Genomic DNA, 16,899 nt, shown 5'->3' with positions numbered 1-16,899 from the left:
CTACACATGGTAGAGGCTCTCAACCAGCTGCGTGACCAGATTGATTCGGTCGATCAGCAGCTACTCTCGCTGCTGCAGCAGCGTATCAACCTGGTGCATAAGGTCGGTGAAGTGAAAACCGAGCACGGTTTGCCGATCTATGACCCAAGTCGTGAGGCCGCTATGCTGGCCAAGCGCCGCGGCGAAGCGGAAAGCAAGGGCGTACCGCCTCAGCTTATCGAAGATGTGCTGCGCCGGGTGATGCGAGAGTCGTATACCAGTGAAAAAGACGCCGGCTTCAAAACCATCAATCCCGATCTGGGTGACGTAGTGGTGATCGGTGGCCATGGCGCGCTGGGTAAGGTGTTCGTCAATATGTTCCAGCTTTCCGGCTACAACGTGAAGGTAATGGGACGTAACGACTGGGAGCGCGCCGATGAGTTCTTCGCTGGCGCTGGTTTGGTGGTGGTCTCGGTACCAATCAAGACCACTGAGCAGATCATTCGCCAGCTAAGCACACTGCCAGAAAACTGCGTGCTATGTGATTTGACCAGCGTTAAAGCACGTCCACTGAAAGCGATGCTCGATACCCATAAAGGGCCGGTGGTTGGCTTGCACCCGATGTTTGGTCCCGATGTGCCGAGTTTGGCAAAGCAGGCGGTCGTTTACGTGAATGGCCGTGGCGAGCAGCACTACCAGTGGCTACTGCAACAGATGGCCATCTGGGGAGCACGGATCTTCCCGGTTAGCGCTGAGAAGCACGATGAGGCGATGACGCTTATTCAATCGCTGCGCCACTTCACCTCGTTCGCTTATGGCCGTCACTTGGCCGAGCTGGATGCTGACTTGAAACTGTTACTGGACCTTAGTTCGCCAATCTACCGCTTGGAGCTAGCGATGGTTGGGCGCTTGTTCGCGCAAAATGCCGAGCTGTATGCCGACATTATCATGGCATCTAACGACAGCGTGGGGATGATTGAGCGCTACTACCAGCACTTTGGCCAACTGGTGGAGCTGATTAAAGCCGGCGACCGCGAGGGCTTTATCAATAACTTTGCTGAGGTGAGCGACTGGTTCGGCGAGTACTCGCAAACCTTCTTGGCAGAGAGTCGCAGCTTGCTACAGCAGGCTAACGATAACCGCCAAGGCTAGCTGTTGCCATTGACGCCTGGCTCTGTGGCCAGGCGTATCTTTATCCCCAATCCCTGCGGTTTTACCTGAAACGCGCTGACCTCTCCATGTAGGTGCAGGCTTACCAAATTGAATACCTGATTGAGCCCCAAACCAATGTTGCCCTCGCCGCGACGAGTGGTGAAGAATGGGTTGAAGATTAGGGTTAACTCTTCTTCATCTACCCCCTGACCATTGTCGCGATACTCCAGGAATACCTCTTCAGTACCTTTGGTCACCTTGATGGCAATTTCAGGTGCGACTTGGTCGGTAAAACCGTGCTGTAGCGAGTTTTCAAGCAAACTATGTAGGATCTGCTCCAGCGCACTGGCGTTAAAACGGATCGTGGGGTTGTCCCCGGCAAAGCGCAGCGCTGGGAGGGCTTGATTGCGGGTGGTTAACTCCATTTCTAGCCGTTGTTGGCACCAGCTTAGCAGCGGGAAGGACTGTTGAGTGCTATCGATGTCAGCGCCCGCGATTGCCTTAAAGCTTTTAACCAGAGCGGCGGCGCGCTTCATACTGCTTTCCATCAACTGGGCTGCTTGTTGGTTTTGCTCCATGGTGTTGATTAACGTGTGCTTGGAGAGCTGGCCTTGTTCCAGTTGAGTCAACACTTGTGACGCGTTGTCGGCGATTTGCGAAGACGCCGAGATGCCCACGCCCAACGGCGTATTGAGCTCATGGGCAACACCCGATACCAGCCCGCCCAAGGCGGCCAGTTTCTCTTTCTCGACCAACTGCTGTTGGGTATCTTCAAGCTCTTTCAAGGTGGCTTCCAGCTCGGAGTTGGCGTTTTGCAGCTCAAGGGTGCGCTGTTTGACCCGCTGCTCAAGTAGCTCTTGGTCAACCATCACCTTGTTTGCCATGGAGCTGAGTAGCTCAGATACCTGCTCGAATTCGCCATAACGTAGAGGCGGAGGCTTATACAGATAATCACCCATCGAGAAGCGCCCGACCACCTGAGTCAGGCTGGTCAGCGGCTGCTGAATGTGTCGGGTTAAAAACAGCGCCAGTGCAATCACCAGTGCGGTGTTTAGGCCTACCACCAGTACAACGTTGGCTCGGCGCTCCAACAGGAGTTGCCAAATGGATCGGGTATCTGAACTTAGCGTAACGTCTATAGGGGGGGATAAAGACAGCCATCCAGCGGTGATGGTTGTCTTAAGCTGTGGCTGTGAAGGTGATAGATGTGCTGATGCAAATAGCTCACTCCCATCTTGGCTTAGGGAGATGCGCTGGCTTTGCTCTAGCGCTATACCGGTGTCGTGCCACAGATAGGCAAAAGGAATAAACACCAAAATAGCGCCGGTGACCCGGTAGCCAGAGGCTGAGTTAAAGCTTTGCTGCAGCAGTGGTTGCGCGAACACGAGCCCATGATGGTTGTCACCACGCGGCGGCTCGCCACGCCGATGGAAGCGTTCATCGTTGTAAATCTCGGTGACTAAAGCCGGTGGTGAGGCGTTGCTGCCAGAATCCCAAGTAAGGAGGTGATGGTAGTCCTCCAGATCGACGAGTTGGGAAAACAGCGGCGCGCCCTCCATGACCTGTCCTTTAAGATTCACAATATAGGCGGCGCTCACCCAAGGATTGTGCTGTACCAGTTCGCTGAGTAACAGGTTGGCTTGGTAGCTGAAAATAGCCGAGTTAGGGGTCATCTGAATATCAGATACTTGGGATAGCGACAGCGCTTCGCGGGCGCTTTGCTGCAAGCGTTGGGTTAGTTGCCGGGTGATATCCTCGGTTTTGAGGTAAATAGCATGGCTGACGTTTTGCTGATCCAGCTCGGAGATTTGCTTGAGCAGGTAGGCACCGATGGTTAGCGTAGGCGCTAACGCGATGAGCAACAGACTGAGCCATAAAACACTGCGTAATTGCTTGATTCTCAAGGTGTGTTTTCCCGTTGCTGGCGGTGATCCCGCTCGGCATATTGCTGCATAAACTGGCTAGCTTGCTGCTCATCTATCAGCCCTTGAATGTAAAGCTCAAAGCCTTTGCGCATACCGGTCCAGGCACTGTTTTGCACCGACTCAGCGGACATCGGAATTGCATCAGCCAGTTGCAGCAGGCTGCCTTGCAGCACGGGGTTGTTCGCCTCCTGTTCGGTCAGCTCACTAAACAGTTGCTGGTGGACCGGCAGGAATCGGGTCTGTTGATAGATCTTGAGCTGGGTGTCGTAGCGCTGAAAAAACTGACTGAGCGCTGCTAAGGCCTCACCATTTGGGCCGTTCAAGGCGTCATTGGGAAACATCAGCACCAAGGATGAGGAAAACGGCACAAAATGCTGGTCACCAATTGCCGGGATTTTGGTTACGCCCAGTTGCGTGCCCAGTTGCTGTTGCAGTTCGGCCAGTGCCCATTCTCCATTGATGGCGTAGGCCACCTCGCCGTCAATAAGAGCTTGTAGTCCGCAGGCATAGTCGCAGTTGGCATCAATCAAGCCGCTATCCGACAAGTCGCGATAGAAGCGCAGTGCTTGTTGCATGGCGGGGCTATCCAGAGTCAGCGACTGGCCTTGGGTCATGCGACCGCCGAAGCTATGAACGAAGCCAGCAAACCAATACATGTCGGGGTAGGGCCAGCCGATGGTGCGCATGCCTTGCTTGGCTAAGGCGGGCTGTTGGGCACGCAGCGCTTGCCAGGTCTGCGCAGGTTGCGAGACCAGCGCCTTGTTGTAGAACAGCATTAAGTGATTGCCCTGAAGAATCGGGATCCCCCGTACCACCCCTTGGTTTAAGGTGGTGGCGAGTTGCTCTGGGGGAACATGCTCGGAGATCATTGCATCGGGCACTGCTGACAAGTGGATGATATTGGCAATGCTGATCGCATCTGACGGAGCAAACACCACATCGACGGTCTGCCCTGACAACGCAGCTTTGACTAGCGCTGGCTGAAGGTCGGAGGAAAGTACTTGATGAAGGGCGACCTGATGGCCAGTTTCTTGTGAGAACTGCTCGAGTAGGGTTTGGAAGACCTGCTTGCCTTGCTCGCGGTAATAGAAAAAGGACAACTCAGCAGCGATACTGCTGGCCGTAAAGAGACTAGCAAACAAGGTGACGAACAGGCCGTATCTCATAGCGGGAATCGGTAAGTTTTTAGCTAGTGTAGACCATGAATGATGAGGTCATTTGCGGGGAAACGTTGGTTTGCGAGCTGGATTTTGCTTACTGTCAAAGAGCAAATCTGCCGGGGAAAGCGTTCTATTATGATAAGTTGTTAGGCGAGAGAAGTAGCAGGAGCCGCTATGGATGATTTTACCGACCCCGAAACCGATAACAGCCGACGAACCGGTCGCTGGATGTATGTGGTCGCCTGGTTACTGCTGTTAGCGCTATTCTACAGTTTCTTCAGTGACCGCATTGAGCGCCTCTACAACCCGAACCAACAGCTGCAGGGCCAAGTCGTGAACGGTGTGCCTGAGGTGCAACTGAAACGCAATCGCCAAGGCCACTATCTGACTCAAGCGCAGATCAACGGCCATCCGGTGGTGATGCTGGTGGATACCGGCGCAACCGAGATCTCCATTCCCAGCTCAGTGGCAGAGCGCCTGGAGCTCCCGGATGGTGCCAGGGTGCCAGTTAACACCGCAAACGGCCGCGTCACCGTTCGGCAAACGCGCATCAGTCAGCTGGATATCGGTCCGCTGCGCTGGCGCGACCTATCGGCGCATATCAATCCCGGCTATCAAGGTGAAGAGATCTTGCTTGGGATGAACGCGCTGAAGCATCTTGAGTTGATTCAGCGCGATGGGGTGTTGACCTTACGCCAGTATTAACTACCGCGAAGGTTAATCTTCCAGCACATCTGCCAGAGTATCTGGTTTGATAGCTGCTTCTCCAAGTGTCAACGCCAACACCACCTTGCCATCGATAACCTGTAAGTTGTCTGGAGAGAACAAGGCGATATTGCTATCAAAGCCCCAATCACCTTTGCCCCAGCGCTTGTCATCAAAGCGGTCGAAATCATCGCGCCAGGCGGGGACAAATTCGCCATCGATGTACTCCGCGTAGCTAATCGAGTCGATCACCTGATACATCGGTAGTTGGCTCTCATCGAAGCGGCCGACCCATTCAATTACTTCCGATACCCACACGTTAGCGCGGTAGCTTTGCGGCTCGGAGCGCATATCGACCACTTGCTGGGAGTCTTCGGCCAAGTCTTGGCGGATCACTTCGCCATTGACCATCCAGGTGATCTCATCGGGCGTCCAGATCAGGGTGTAGTCATGGAACTGCTCCAAGTCGACGATCTCAGCATTGTGCTCTGAGTGAATACGTTTGGCCGCGGTGCCGGTAATCAAGTTGGTTTGTAGTTGGCCCTGCTGCTTGCCGATGGCTTCAAAGTCGATCTCGCGCCAAGGACGGCCTTCGCCCTGCCAAGACTCGTTGTCGTAGGTAAAGAAAGAGGAAACTACCCCTGGCTGATTGACCAGCTTCATACGGATATCAAAGCGACCAAAGTGGACTTTATCCTGGCTGTACAGCTCGGCGCCGTAGAGTTGAGCACTGGTCTGATTGCGCTGAGCATTACTGGTGATCGCCTGCGCGCGGGTATCTTGGTTGGCTTGGCCTTCAGCGGAGCTGTCATTAGCGACATTCGCGCAGGCAACTAGGCCCATTAATGGTATGCAGGCAAGGGGGGATTTAAAGCTTGTCATAGTATTCTCAATAAAACGTGTTCGGGGAAACGAGGTGTTTAGCAATGCCACAACTAGCGAGACTCAGGTAGAGCCTTCACTCTAGATTGGGAACCGTTTCGCGAACAAAAAAGGTTTCTTTGACAAGCGCTTGCCGTAGTTTCACAAAAGGCTGCCGCAATAGGGATTGAGCGCAAAATTCGCCGGCGGAGAAAGGGCCCGAAAATCGCTGATGTAGCGTGGCGAAAATAAACACAGCAGAGGGTGGCTATTTCTTGCATTTAACCTTGAAAAGAGTACAATCTTGCGGCTTCAATTAGCGGGGGTCCATTTTGTGGACCATAACTTTTTTAACTAAATGAGGACGATATGGTTACCATTCGTTTGCAACGCGGCGGCGCTAAAAAGCGTCCTTTCTACCACGTAGTAGTGACCGACAGCCGTAACTCACGTGACGGTCGTTTTATCGAGAAGCTAGGCTTCTTCAACCCAATCGCTCAGGGTCAAGAAGAGCGCATCCGTTTGGAAATGGACCGCATTAACCACTGGGTTGGTGAAGGCGCTGCTATTTCTAACCGTGTAGCTAAGCTGATCAAAGACGCAGCTTAATTCAGTCAGTTGAGTGGAGTTAGGATGAGCGAAAGCGAAAAGCCCGTCATTGTTGGTCGCCTAGGTGCCGTATACGGGATCAAGGGGTGGCTGAAAGTGAACTCCTTCACTCAAGATGCTGAAGCACTGTTTGATTACCAACCTTGGTTGGTAGGTCGTTCTGAGAAGTTCACTGCGGTGAAAGTGTCAGAATGGCGGCGTCACAACAAATCGTACATTGTTAAGCTCGAGGGCTTCGATGTTCGAGAAGAGTCCCAGGCGCTTACCGGTATGGATATCGCAGTTAATGCCGATAGCCTGCCTGAGCTTGCCGAAGATGAGTTCTACTGGCGTGACCTGATGGGCATGAAGGTAGTTAACCTCAAGGGCTACGACATGGGTGTGGTGACCGATTTAATGGAAACCGGCTCCAATGACGTACTGGTTGTGAAGGCCAATTTGAAAGATGCCTTTGGCAAAAAGGAACGGTTAATCCCGTTCGTAGAGTCACAGACTATTGATAACATCGATGTCGAGACTCAAGTAATTACCGTTGACTGGGAAGCGGATTTTTAAGCTCCCATGGCTGAGAACTCTCCTAAGTTGTGGGTTGGCGTAGTCACGCTATTCCCCGAGATGATCAAGGCAGTCAGCGAGTTCGGTGTGACCGGGCGAGCAGTGAAAAACGGCTTGCTACATATCGAGTGCTGGAATCCCCGTGATTTCACTCACGATAGACATCGGACAGTGGACGATCGCCCATACGGCGGTGGCCCGGGAATGCTCATGATGGTGCAGCCTTTGCGCGATGCCATCCACGCAGCCAAGGCCGCAGCTGGCGAAGGGGTTAAGGTGATTTACATGTCACCGCAAGGTCGCCCGCTAAAGCAAGACGGGGTAAAAGAACTGTCGGCAAACCAAAAGTTGATTCTGGTTGCTGGTCGCTATGAAGGCATTGACGAACGCATTATTCAGGCGGAAGTCGATGAAGAATGGTCGATGGGCGATTACGTATTAAGTGGCGGTGAGCTACCAGCGATGACCTTGATTGACGCAGTATCACGGCTGGTGCCGGGTGTACTGGGCGATCAAGCCTCTGCTGAGCAGGACTCCTTTACCGACGGGTTGTTGGATTGTCCGCACTATACCCGCCCAGAAGTTCTGGATGGGGAAGCAGTACCTTCGGTATTGCTGAGTGGCAACCACGCGAAGATCCGTCAGTGGCGGCACAAGCAAAGCTTGGGTCGTACTTACTTGAGAAGACCAGAGTTATTAGAAGATCTAGCTCTGACTGACGAGCAAGAAAAACTTCTTGCTGAGTTCGTTCAAGAGCAACAGCTCTTGGATAATTAAATTAGTTTCAGTTAATTCTAGGAAAATACGATGAGCAACATCATTAAACAGCTCGAAGAAGAGCAAATGAAAAAAGACCTGCCAGAATTTGCACCAGGTGACACTGTTGTAGTTCAGGTAAAAGTTAAAGAAGGTAACCGTGAGCGTCTGCAGGCGTTTGAAGGTGTGGTAATCGCTAAGCGTAACCGCGGCCTGCACTCTGCATTCACCGTTCGTAAGATCTCTAGCGGTGAAGGCGTTGAGCGCTGCTTCCAGACTCACAGCCCACTAGTTGATAGCATTACCGTTAAGCGTCGTGGTGACGTACGTCGTAGCAAGCTGTACTACTTGCGCGAACTTTCTGGTAAGAAAGCGCGTATTAAAGAGAAGCTGGCTAAGTAAGACGACTTCTTCGAGATTGAAAGCCCGCAGTATTGCGGGCTTTTTTTATGCGCTCACTTCAAGCACTGAGTTGTCGCCACCCATATCGCTAGCGATGTAGGCATCGGCGGCCCAGTCGTTGTCGAAGCTCTCGCTGCCTGCGGCATCCAACAGCTTGTACTTGAACTGATAGCTCTCTTGCTGATCGGTGGGGACATTGACCACCACCTTGAACTTGCCGCTTTTCAGCTTGCTTAGCTCCAGGGGTTGCCAGTCATTAAATTCGGCCAAGAGAAAGATCTGGGCTGCATCACCAGCCGCTTCCTTTTCAACTTCAAAAGTCACTTTCATCTCGGGTTTGGATTTTAGGTATTGCTTTTTCAGTGGCATCGCGCACTCCTTGCTGACCGTTTGGGTAGTGAAACTGTGATGTCGTTCAAATCTTGCGCAAAAAATTTTGCTGGGTCAACTATATTCCACAATACAAATGGCTACAAATCATACAGTTCAAAGTGTTCACTGATGATTTTGCGGGTGAATTCTGTGCGCAGGTAGTAGCCGCGCGGCAGGGTCTCTATCTCCAAACCTTTCGGTCCAATCGCTTTGGTACGGGCCTTGGCATTGGCCGCCTTTGGCCGCAATTGCATGACTTCTCCATGGTGGGCAGTGATCTGCTCCACCTGACCTAAGGCAATCATCTCGGTGAGCTCTTCCCAATCGGTACGCAGCAGCTGTTCCTGTTGCGGGCTAGGGCTCCAGATAAAGGCCTGGCCGACCATGCGCTCGGCAGGAGGGGTGCTACGATCGGCAATCAGTGGTACCCACAATACCCGGGATAGCTTGTTTCTCACATTGCTGTTCTCCCAGCAATGCCCCGCTAAATCCACTAGTGGGGTGATACACACATAGGTGCTTTCCAGCGGGCGAGCTTGTAAATCGAGTGGGATGGTCTTGAGCTCAATGCCGAGTTCGGGAAAATCCTGGGTCGGTTTACTGCCGGCGGTTGCGCCTAGGTGCCATTCCAGCAGTTGGCCACTCCACCCCTTTTCTCGTTTGAAGTCCTTGGGCACTTCAACGCCCGCCGCGTTGGCGAGATCGCCCAGAGTCTGGCCTGCAATGTGCTGACAGCGGGTGATCAACTGCTGTTCTGAACTGGGTGGTGAGGGTTGTAACATGTGAGCTGGGTCCGGATTGGATAGCGATTGAACAGTTTGTGCATGCCTTGGTAGGCTCGTCAATACTAGCGTTAAGTTGTTGATATAAAAAGATTTAAATCTCTTTACTTTCGTTCTTTTAAAGAGAACTGTTGATTATAACAGCATTAGCAGTATTCATTCACAGACTTATGCACAGATTGACTGAATAACTCTAAGTTAATGTTATTAAGTCATCCAATATCCACCAATATGATCTAAGTAATCCACTGAAAGCCCGTTTGAAGTGTCGAAAATGCGCGCAAGTAGGCGCTTGGTCGATAATTAAACAGCAATGGTTATGCACATGCTAAGACCAACTAAAGGACATGGGGTGTTGCGTTAAGTTGCTGTATTATAATGGTATATGTGGTTTTGTGGGGTTCAATTTGGTATTTGGCACCGCCACTTTTATTCCCCTTTTGGGGATTTCTTCAATTTATCCACAGGGTTGGGCACAGCATCAGCGGATAACTTGAAGTGGGAGAGGAATCGCTGATTTTGCCTTGATATGAGTACATTAATTGCCGACAGATCAGAGATATGAAAGAATCAAGCTATCGAAGACTTAAGCTGAAGGTTGATTCAGTGATTGATGGGGATGGTTACCGTCCCAACGTAGGCATCGTCATTTGTAACCAGCGTGGCCAAGTGCTTTGGGCACGACGTTATGGCCAACATTCCTGGCAATTTCCACAAGGAGGCGTGGATGAAGGGGAGACTGCTGAACAAGCCATGTATCGTGAACTGCACGAGGAGGTCGGATTAGAGCCGAAGGATGTAAAAATTCTGGCATCTACCCGCCATTGGCTGCGTTACAAATTGCCGAAGCGACTAGTTCGTTGGGACAGCCCGCCGGTATGTATCGGACAAAAACAGAAATGGTTCTTACTCCGCTTAGTGGGAAGTGAGGACAATATACGCTTTGATCGGAGCGGACACCCAGAGTTTGACGACTGGCGCTGGGTGAGCTTTTGGTATCCGGTCCGGCAAGTGGTGTCTTTCAAACGCGAGGTGTACCGCAAGGCATTGAAGGAGTTTGCGGCGGCAGCGATGATGCCAACGCGGCCTGAGCGCTCTGGTCGACCTGACAAACGGCGCAGGAGAAAGAAACGTAGTTGACGTTTGAGGAGAAGGATGGGTGCTATCTCAACTACGCAACATCGTTGAGCATGTTAGTCAGGCCGGCAACGCCAGTGACGCGCTAAGCGTTCTGGTAACCGAAACCCGGCAGGCGATGAATGCAGATTGTTGCTCGGTCTATCTCACCGATACCGAGCACGGACGCTACCGCCTGTGTGCCAGTGATGGCCTTGCTGATTCCTCCATTGGCAAAGTCAGCATGGGCTTTGACGAGGGGATCGTTGGCTTGGTTGGTCAGCGCGAAGAGCCCATCAACCTGGCTGATGCCCCCAGTCACCCCAGCTTTAAATACTTCCCCGAAACCGCTGAAGAAACCTTCAAGGCACTGCTAGGCACCCCGATTACCCATCGCGGCGACGTGCTGGGGGTGTTGGTGGTCCAGCAAATCCTACCGCGCAGCTTTGATCAGGGCGAAGAGTCGTTTCTGGTTACCTTGGCCACTCACTTGGCCGGCGTACTGGCGCACAGTGAGGTTAAAGACAAGCTGCAAAGCGCTCAGCTTCAGTCTTGGCAAGAACCCATCGAAGCGGTGTCGGCATCCAGCGGGGTCGCCATTGCCAAAGCCTGGCTGAACCGTCCGCGTCACTCGCTCAACAGCGTGAAGATTGCCAAGAGCAAAGACCGCGATAAAGAGCTGGTCAAGTTTGAGCAGGCGCTAGAGCGCACCCGCGAAGAGCTGTCGGGCTTATCCATTAGGCTCAACGAGCAACTGCCAAAAGACGTGGCGGCCATCTTCGAGCTCTACAAGCACATGCTGGCCGATGCCAGTTTGGCCGGGGACATCCGTAGCAAGTTAAGTCAGGGCTATCGCTGTGATTCGGCAATCCGCCTGGTGGTAGAACACTACGTCGGCCAGTTTGAGGCGATGAGTGATAGCTATCTGCGCGAGCGCGCGCTAGATGTGCGCGATTTAGGGCAGCGGCTACTGCAGGCGCTTTATCAAGGTAAGAAGGGCATGTCGTTGCCTGATAAAGCGATTATCTTGGTGGCCGAAGAGGTCACCGCATCGATGTTCGCCGAGCTGCCCCGTGAGTTAATTGCAGGTGTGGTCTCCCAGCGCGGTGCCGCCAACTCCCACGCGGCGATTTTAGCCCGGGCGATGGGGATACCCGCTTTACTCGGCTTCAGTCTGGATGTGCTGCAGTTAGACAATCTGCAGCTGATTGTGGACGGCTACACCGGCAAACTGTTTGTTGAGCCCGATGCACTACTCCAGCAAGAGTACGCCGAGCTGCTAGTTCAGCAAAACGAAATAGACAGCCTGATGGCCACCGAGCTGGAGCAGCCTTCGGTGAGCCTTAACGGTATCGAGATTGAGCTGCTGATAAACGCCGGCCTGAACTCCGAGGGTGACAAAGCAGCCAAGCTCGGCTCCGGCGGCGTTGGCCTTTACCGCACCGAAGTCCCCTTCTTGCTGCGCGACCGCTTCCCCTCTGAGCAAGAGCAATATCGAGTCTATCGCGATATCCTGCAGGCCTACGACGGCAAGAACGTGTGCATGCGTACCTTGGACGTGGGCGGTGATAAACAGCTTCCCTATTTCCCCATCGTTGAAGAGAATCCGGCGCTGGGCTGGCGTGGCATTCGACTGACCTTGGACCATCCTGAGATTTTCCTGTTGCAGGTGCGGGCGATGTTCCGGGCAGCGATTGAACAGGGCAATATGTCGCTGCTGCTGCCCATGGTAAGCAGCCTACATGAGGTGGATGTATCGCTTCGGCTGATTGACCAAGCGTGGTATGAGCTGCGCGAAGAGCTAAACCGGCCAGATCTGCCACGGCCCAAGATCGGCGCCATGTTAGAGGTGCCTTCAACCCTGTTCCTCCTGCCAGAGCTGGCCAAGCGGGTCGATTTTTGGTCGGTGGGCAGCAATGACCTCACCCAATATATGCTGGCGGTGGATCGCAACAATCCGCGAGTTGCAGGGCTATTCGACACCCTCCATCCTGCGGTGTTACGCGCCCTAGCCCAAGTGGTCGAGCAGGGACACCAGCACAACGTTCCGGTGTGTGTTTGTGGTGAGCTAGCTGGCGATCCAGTCGGTGCGCTGGTGCTGCTCGCCTTGGGCTATCGTAGCCTGAGTATGAGCTCGTATTGTTTAGCGAAGGTGAAGTACATCATTCGCCGTATCGACCTTGATCAGCTCGAGCAACTGCGCTCCACCTTGCTGGCAGGGCAGACTGGCCAGCAGAATTTCGACATTATCTATGGCTTTCTTAGCGAGCGTGAATTGGCACACTTGGTTAGGGTGGCTAATCCTTGAGTTAGCAGGAGTTTCCCTGCACAATGCCTTCTTTCTATTTCTAGATAAAGTGGAATCACAGAAGTGGCAAGCGGCATGCAGTTTCCCCAGATCGATCCTATCGCTTTTAGCCTCGGTCCCTTGGAAGTGCGCTGGTACGGCTTGATGTATCTGTTCGGTTTTCTATTCGCGCTATGGATGGGAAATCGACTGGCAGACAAGCCCAACAGTGGATGGACCCGTAACGAAGTCAGTGACTTGATGTTCTATAGCTTTATCGGCGTCATTCTGGGCGGCCGTATTGGCTATGTGGTGTTTTACCAAACCGCATATTGGCTGGAAAACCCGCTGTACATCTTCCAGATCTGGCAGGGTGGTATGGCCTTCCATGGCGGCTTACTTGGGGTCATCACCGCGATGTACTGGTTTGCCCGTAAAACCGGCCGTCACTTCTTCACCGTTGCTGATTTTATTGCGCCTCTGGTGCCCTTTGGCTTGGGCGCGGGCCGCTTAGGTAACTTCATCAATGGCGAACTATGGGGCCGGGTTGCCGAGTCTGATGTGCCATGGGCGATGGTGTTCCCTGGTGGTGGGTCGTTGCCGCGTCATCCATCGCAGCTCTATCAGTTTGCCCTGGAAGGGGTGGCCTTGCTGCTGATCCTGTTAGTGTTCTCGAGCCGTAAGCCACCGCGTGGCGCCGTGTCGGGAATGTTCTTGCTAGGCTATGGCTGTTTCCGCTTTATCGTTGAGTATTTCCGTCAGCCCGATGCTCATTTAGGGTTACTCACCTTGGGTATGAGCATGGGGCAGTTGTTGTCGCTACCGATGATTATTATTGGCGCCGGGTTTATCGCCTGGGCCTACCGTCGGCAGCGTGTGGTAGAGAGTAAAGTATGAAGAACTATTTAGCGTTAATGCAGCACATTATGGATAACGGTGCCGAGAAAGCCGATCGCACGGGAACCGGCACCCTATCCGTATTTGGCCATCAAATGCGCTTCGACCTAAGTGAAGGATTCCCGCTGGTCACCACCAAAAAGTGTCACCTGCGTTCAATCATTCACGAGCTGTTGTGGTTCTTGCAAGGCGATACCAACACCCGTTACCTGAAAGACAACGGGGTATCTATTTGGGACGAGTGGGCCGACGAAAACGGTAACCTAGGGCCGGTGTATGGCGCCCAGTGGCGCTCATGGCCGAGCCCGGATGGTCAGCACATCGACCAGATCTCGCAGATTATCGATCAGATTAAAAACGACCCCGATTCGCGCCGCATTATCGTATCGGCGTGGAATGTCTCTGAGTTGTCGAAGATGGCGCTGGCGCCTTGTCATGCCTTCTTCCAGTTCTACGTGGCCGATGGCAAGCTCTCTTGTCAGCTGTATCAGCGTAGCTGTGACGTGTTCTTGGGCCTGCCGTTCAACATCGCCAGCTACGCGCTGTTGACCCACATGGTTGCCCAGCAATGTGATCTGGAAGTGGGTGAGTTTGTGTGGACTGGTGGTGATACTCACTTGTACTCGAACCATCTGGAGCAAACCAAGCTGCAGCTAAGCCGTGAGCCGCGCGCCTTGCCTACGCTTAAGATCAAGCGTAAGCCTGAGTCTATCTTCGACTATCGCTTCGACGACTTCGAGATTGAAGGCTACGATCCACATCCTCACATCAAAGCGCCGGTTGCGATTTAATCGCAGCCGCTAGCGCGTCTCTCATTGAACCCTCATTGGACAAGGTGGAGTCTATGGATATTGAACAGATGCAAAGTAACGCCGGTGATGCGTTAAAACTGTTGAAAGCCTTGGCCAATGAGAGCCGCCTGTTTATCTTGTGCCACTTGGTAGAGGGTGAGCTGACGGTCAGCCAGTTAAACGAACGGGTACCTTTGAGCCAATCGGCGCTGTCCCAGCATTTGGCGTGGTTGCGTAAAGACAATCTAGTGACTACCCGCAAGCAGGCGCAGACTATCTATTACTCCTTGGCGAGCGATGAAGCGAAGGCGGTATTGGAAACCTTACACGGTCTGTATTGTAAGTGAGTGGCTAATGCGAAAGCGGCTTTGAAGCCGATTCACAAATTGCAGATAACAAAAAACCGGCCTAAGCCGGTTTTTTTCAATGCAATGTAACGTGAATTACAGCGCGTTGATTTTAGCAACAAGGCGGCTCTTATGACGAGCTGCTTTGTTTTTGCTGATCAGGCCTTTGGTCGCGTAGCGATCAAGAACTGGCTGAGCAGCTTGGAAAGCGGCAGTTGCTGCTTCTTTATCGCCAGCTTCAATAGCAGCGATAACTTTCTTAATGTTGGTGCGCATCATGGAGCGACGGCTAGCGTTATGCTTACGACGCTTTTCAGCTTGAACCGCACGTTTTTTAGCTGACTTAATATTAGCCAAGGGTAACTCCTGAACTCTGTCTGGGAATTATGATTTTAAAGGCCGTGGAATATGCCTGTTTTTCACGCTTCTGTCAAACAAAATTTAACCAAGCGAGCATATCCGGCCAAGTTGCTCGGTTTCCCCTTCCAAGCAATGGCGTACTTCGGCTCAGGCGGGTAAACTGTGGCGCGATTCTAGCAGCAATTACCTCCCGATACCACCGCAGAACGCATGCTGATTTTTGGCTCGGGCAGACTCTTTATCGGAGCAGTAGTTACATTGAGTAAATCCTTGTTAAAGTCAGGTGCGATTGTCAGCACCATGACCCTGATTTCGCGCATTCTCGGTTTGGTTCGCGATGTGGTGATCGCCAACTTGATGGGCGCGGGCGCTGCCGCCGATGTGTTCTTCTTTGCCAACAAGATCCCCAACTTCTTACGCCGCCTGTTTGCCGAAGGCGCCTTCTCTCAAGCCTTTGTCCCGGTACTGACCGAATACAAGCAAACCAAAGAGCAAGCCGAAGTACGTCAGTTGATCGCCTCGGTGAGCGGTACGCTGGGCGCGATTGTGACCCTAGTGACCTTGTTTGGGGTGCTGGCCTCGCCGGTGATTGCTGCCTTGTTTGGTACCGGCTGGTTTATCTCTTGGCTCAATGACGGCCCGGACGCTCATAAATTCGAGCTGGCCAGTGTAATGCTGAAGATCACCTTTCCTTATTTATGGTTCATTACCTTTACCGGGCTCTCTGGTGCCATCCTCAATGCCTTTGGTCGCTTTGCTGTGGCGGCTTTCACCCCAGTGTTCTTGAACATTGCGATTATCAGTGCAGCTATCTATTTGGGGCCGAAGCTGGAGCAACCGGAGCTGGCGCTGGCGTGGGGGGTATTCTTTGGTGGCTTGATTCAGCTGCTGTTTCAGATCCCCTTTATCTTCCGCTTGAAGCTGCTCACCCGTCCGCGCTGGGCTTGGAGTCATCCCGGAGTGACTAAGATCCGCAAGCTGATGATCCCGGCCTTGTTCGGGGTATCGGTTAGCCAGATCAACCTGCTACTCGATACTTTTATTGCCAGCTTTCTGGCGACCGGCTCGATTTCTTGGCTGTACTATTCGGACCGTTTGTTGGAGTTCCCGCTTGGTTTGTTCGGTATCGCCATCGCCACGGTGATCTTGCCTAACCTGTCGCGGCGACATGTGGACAATAATCCTAAGGCCTTCCAGCAAACCATGGACTGGGGAGTACGGATGGTGTGCTTTTTGGGGATCCCGGCATTAGTCGGCATGATCACCCTCGCCAAACCGATGCTGCAGGTGCTGTTTATGCGTGGTGCTTTTGCTGAAAGCGATGTAATTAAGGCCTCGTTCAGTTTGATTGCCTACTCCTCGGGGCTGCTGTTTTTTATGTTGGTGAAGGTATTGGCCCCGGGTTACTACTCACGCCAGGACACCAAGACCCCGGTGCGCTTTGGGATTATCGCGATGACCAGCAACATGCTGTTCAACGTTATCTTTGCCATTCCCTTTGGCTATGTGGGTCTGGCGATAGCCACTTCGCTGTCGGCCTTGGTCAATGCCGGCTTGCTCTATCGCGGTCTGCACCAGCAAAACATCTATCGCTTAAGCGCGGTTAGTGGCGGATTTATTGCTCGGGTGGTCTTGTCGGCATTGGTGATGGGCGTGGTGATTTACTACTTCTCAGCATCTGCCGCCGAGTGGTTTGCCTACTCGTGGCAGCAAAGCGTTTGGCAGCTATCGATTTTGATTGTTGCTGGTATCAGCGTGTACTTTTTGAGCGCCTTGCTATTGGGGCTGCGCCCGAGGCAGTTCAAAAGCAGCTACGGGGCTGTAACTGATGACTAAACAGGCT

At 52.9% G+C, this 16,899-nt stretch carries 18 protein-coding genes; 12 read left to right on the top strand and 6 right to left on the bottom strand.

Going from position 1 to position 16,899, the window contains the following annotated elements; translation table 11 throughout:
- The first annotated feature begins 6 nt into the window (after nucleotides 1-6).
- Complete coding sequence (gene tyrA / locus G461_RS0109555) at nucleotides 7-1,131, top strand: bifunctional chorismate mutase/prephenate dehydrogenase (RefSeq protein ID WP_026971675.1); 1,125 nt, start codon at nucleotides 7-9, stop codon at nucleotides 1,129-1,131.
- Here tyrA and G461_RS0109550 read toward each other — a convergent pair.
- Nucleotides 1,128-3,035 carry a sensor histidine kinase gene (locus tag G461_RS0109550; RefSeq protein WP_157360272.1) on the bottom strand — a complete coding sequence of 636 codons (1,908 nt, stop codon included), beginning with the start codon at nucleotides 3,033-3,035 and terminating at the stop codon, nucleotides 1,128-1,130. The genes tyrA and G461_RS0109550 overlap by 4 nt on opposite strands.
- On the bottom strand, nucleotides 3,032-4,222 hold the full coding sequence (locus G461_RS0109545; protein WP_026971673.1) for a sugar ABC transporter substrate-binding protein: 1,191 nt from the start codon (nucleotides 4,220-4,222) through the stop codon (nucleotides 3,032-3,034). The genes G461_RS0109550 and G461_RS0109545 overlap by 4 nt, the downstream gene beginning before the upstream one ends.
- Nucleotides 4,223-4,390: 168 nt before the next feature.
- Between G461_RS0109545 and G461_RS0109540 the strand changes: the two genes are divergently transcribed.
- A complete protein-coding gene (locus tag G461_RS0109540) occupies nucleotides 4,391-4,921 on the top strand; it encodes a retropepsin-like aspartic protease family protein (RefSeq protein ID WP_026971672.1) in 531 nt (176 codons plus the stop codon).
- 12 nt (nucleotides 4,922-4,933) lie between these two features.
- Here G461_RS0109540 and G461_RS0109535 read toward each other — a convergent pair whose 3' ends face one another.
- Nucleotides 4,934-5,764, bottom strand: a complete 831-nt coding sequence (locus tag G461_RS0109535; RefSeq protein WP_157360271.1) for a family 16 glycosylhydrolase — start codon at nucleotides 5,762-5,764, stop codon at nucleotides 4,934-4,936.
- 387 nt (nucleotides 5,765-6,151) lie between these two features.
- Here G461_RS0109535 and rpsP point away from each other — a divergent pair, with 387 nt between their 5' ends.
- Genes rpsP through rplS form a run of 4 tightly spaced genes read left to right on the top strand, consistent with a single transcriptional unit; the run spans nucleotide 6,152 to nucleotide 8,104 of the window.
- Entirely contained in the window at nucleotides 6,152-6,391 is a 240-nt protein-coding gene (rpsP, locus tag G461_RS0109530) for a 30S ribosomal protein S16 (protein ID WP_026957670.1), read from the top strand.
- 24 nt (nucleotides 6,392-6,415) lie between these two features.
- Nucleotides 6,416-6,946: a ribosome maturation factor RimM gene (gene rimM, locus G461_RS0109525; RefSeq protein WP_026957669.1), complete on the top strand. Its 531-nt coding sequence runs from the start codon at nucleotides 6,416-6,418 to the stop codon at nucleotides 6,944-6,946.
- Nucleotides 6,947-6,973: 27 nt separating this feature from the next.
- Nucleotides 6,974-7,723: a tRNA (guanosine(37)-N1)-methyltransferase TrmD gene (trmD, locus tag G461_RS0109520; RefSeq protein ID WP_026957668.1), complete on the top strand. Its 750-nt coding sequence runs from the start codon at nucleotides 6,974-6,976 to the stop codon at nucleotides 7,721-7,723.
- Nucleotides 7,724-7,753: 30 nt separating this feature from the next.
- On the top strand, nucleotides 7,754-8,104 hold the full coding sequence (gene rplS / locus G461_RS0109515; protein ID WP_026957667.1) for a 50S ribosomal protein L19: 351 nt from the start codon (nucleotides 7,754-7,756) through the stop codon (nucleotides 8,102-8,104).
- 45 nt (nucleotides 8,105-8,149) lie between these two features.
- Here rplS and G461_RS0109510 read toward each other — a convergent pair whose 3' ends face one another.
- On the bottom strand, nucleotides 8,150-8,473 hold the full coding sequence (locus G461_RS0109510; RefSeq protein WP_026957666.1) for an isoamylase early set domain-containing protein: 324 nt from the start codon (nucleotides 8,471-8,473) through the stop codon (nucleotides 8,150-8,152).
- Between the two features lie 101 nt (nucleotides 8,474-8,574).
- On the bottom strand, nucleotides 8,575-9,258 hold the full coding sequence (gene mutH, locus G461_RS0109505; protein WP_026971670.1) for a DNA mismatch repair endonuclease MutH: 684 nt from the start codon (nucleotides 9,256-9,258) through the stop codon (nucleotides 8,575-8,577).
- A 606-nt stretch (nucleotides 9,259-9,864) separates the two neighbouring features.
- On the opposite strand from mutH, the gene rppH reads away from it, so the two are divergent.
- The 5 genes from rppH to G461_RS0109480 all read left to right on the top strand — a co-directional run bounded on the left by rppH (nucleotide 9,865) and on the right by G461_RS0109480 (nucleotide 14,696).
- Nucleotides 9,865-10,398 carry an RNA pyrophosphohydrolase gene (rppH, locus tag G461_RS0109500; protein ID WP_026957664.1) on the top strand — a complete coding sequence of 178 codons (534 nt, stop codon included), beginning with the start codon at nucleotides 9,865-9,867 and terminating at the stop codon, nucleotides 10,396-10,398.
- A 19-nt stretch (nucleotides 10,399-10,417) separates the two neighbouring features.
- Nucleotides 10,418-12,682 carry a phosphoenolpyruvate--protein phosphotransferase gene (ptsP, locus tag G461_RS0109495; RefSeq protein ID WP_026971669.1) on the top strand — a complete coding sequence of 755 codons (2,265 nt, stop codon included), beginning with the start codon at nucleotides 10,418-10,420 and terminating at the stop codon, nucleotides 12,680-12,682.
- Nucleotides 12,683-12,757: 75 nt separating this feature from the next.
- Nucleotides 12,758-13,558: a prolipoprotein diacylglyceryl transferase gene (gene lgt, locus G461_RS0109490; RefSeq protein WP_026957663.1), complete on the top strand. Its 801-nt coding sequence runs from the start codon at nucleotides 12,758-12,760 to the stop codon at nucleotides 13,556-13,558.
- The gene (thyA, locus tag G461_RS0109485; protein ID WP_026971668.1) at nucleotides 13,555-14,349 is read left to right on the top strand and encodes a thymidylate synthase; all 795 of its coding nucleotides are present in this window, start codon (nucleotides 13,555-13,557) and stop codon (nucleotides 14,347-14,349) included. Before lgt ends, thyA begins: the two co-directional genes overlap by 4 nt.
- A gap of 53 nt (nucleotides 14,350-14,402) precedes the next feature.
- Nucleotides 14,403-14,696: an ArsR/SmtB family transcription factor gene (locus G461_RS0109480; protein ID WP_026971667.1), complete on the top strand. Its 294-nt coding sequence runs from the start codon at nucleotides 14,403-14,405 to the stop codon at nucleotides 14,694-14,696.
- Nucleotides 14,697-14,792: 96 nt separating this feature from the next.
- On the opposite strand, the gene rpsT is transcribed toward G461_RS0109480, so the two are convergent.
- Nucleotides 14,793-15,053, bottom strand: a complete 261-nt coding sequence (rpsT, locus tag G461_RS0109475; RefSeq protein ID WP_026957660.1) for a 30S ribosomal protein S20 — start codon at nucleotides 15,051-15,053, stop codon at nucleotides 14,793-14,795.
- Nucleotides 15,054-15,314: 261 nt separating this feature from the next.
- Here rpsT and murJ point away from each other — a divergent pair, with 261 nt between their 5' ends.
- On the top strand, nucleotides 15,315-16,892 hold the full coding sequence (gene murJ / locus G461_RS0109470) for a murein biosynthesis integral membrane protein MurJ (RefSeq protein ID WP_026971666.1): 1,578 nt from the start codon (nucleotides 15,315-15,317) through the stop codon (nucleotides 16,890-16,892).
- Nucleotides 16,893-16,899: the final 7 nt, after the last annotated feature.

The organism is Aliagarivorans marinus DSM 23064, assembly GCF_000429485.1.
Taxonomy (GTDB): Bacteria; Pseudomonadota; Gammaproteobacteria; order Enterobacterales; family Celerinatantimonadaceae; genus Aliagarivorans; species Aliagarivorans marinus.
The sequence above is the reverse complement of the archived record's forward strand: the minus strand, read 5'-3'. Positions and strand labels throughout refer to the sequence as shown.

What these genes read in the sequence shown, in the direction of transcription:
- tyrA (WP_026971675.1), top strand. Translation starts at nt 7, where the DNA reads ATGGTAGAGGCTCTCAACCAGCTGCGTGACCAGATTGATTCGGTCGAT.
- G461_RS0109545 (WP_026971673.1), bottom strand. Translation starts at nt 4,222, where the DNA reads ATGAGATACGGCCTGTTCGTCACCTTGTTTGCTAGTCTCTTTACGGCC.
- G461_RS0109540 (WP_026971672.1), top strand. Translation starts at nt 4,391, where the DNA reads ATGGATGATTTTACCGACCCCGAAACCGATAACAGCCGACGAACCGGT.
- G461_RS0109535 (WP_157360271.1), bottom strand. Translation starts at nt 5,764, where the DNA reads ATGGGCCTAGTTGCCTGCGCGAATGTCGCTAATGACAGCTCCGCTGAA.
- rpsP (WP_026957670.1), top strand. Translation starts at nt 6,152, where the DNA reads ATGGTTACCATTCGTTTGCAACGCGGCGGCGCTAAAAAGCGTCCTTTC.
- rimM (WP_026957669.1), top strand. Translation starts at nt 6,416, where the DNA reads ATGAGCGAAAGCGAAAAGCCCGTCATTGTTGGTCGCCTAGGTGCCGTA.
- rplS (WP_026957667.1), top strand. Translation starts at nt 7,754, where the DNA reads ATGAGCAACATCATTAAACAGCTCGAAGAAGAGCAAATGAAAAAAGAC.
- G461_RS0109510 (WP_026957666.1), bottom strand. Translation starts at nt 8,473, where the DNA reads ATGCCACTGAAAAAGCAATACCTAAAATCCAAACCCGAGATGAAAGTG.
- mutH (WP_026971670.1), bottom strand. Translation starts at nt 9,258, where the DNA reads ATGTTACAACCCTCACCACCCAGTTCAGAACAGCAGTTGATCACCCGC.
- lgt (WP_026957663.1), top strand. Translation starts at nt 12,758, where the DNA reads ATGCAGTTTCCCCAGATCGATCCTATCGCTTTTAGCCTCGGTCCCTTG.
- thyA (WP_026971668.1), top strand. Translation starts at nt 13,555, where the DNA reads ATGAAGAACTATTTAGCGTTAATGCAGCACATTATGGATAACGGTGCC.
- G461_RS0109480 (WP_026971667.1), top strand. Translation starts at nt 14,403, where the DNA reads ATGGATATTGAACAGATGCAAAGTAACGCCGGTGATGCGTTAAAACTG.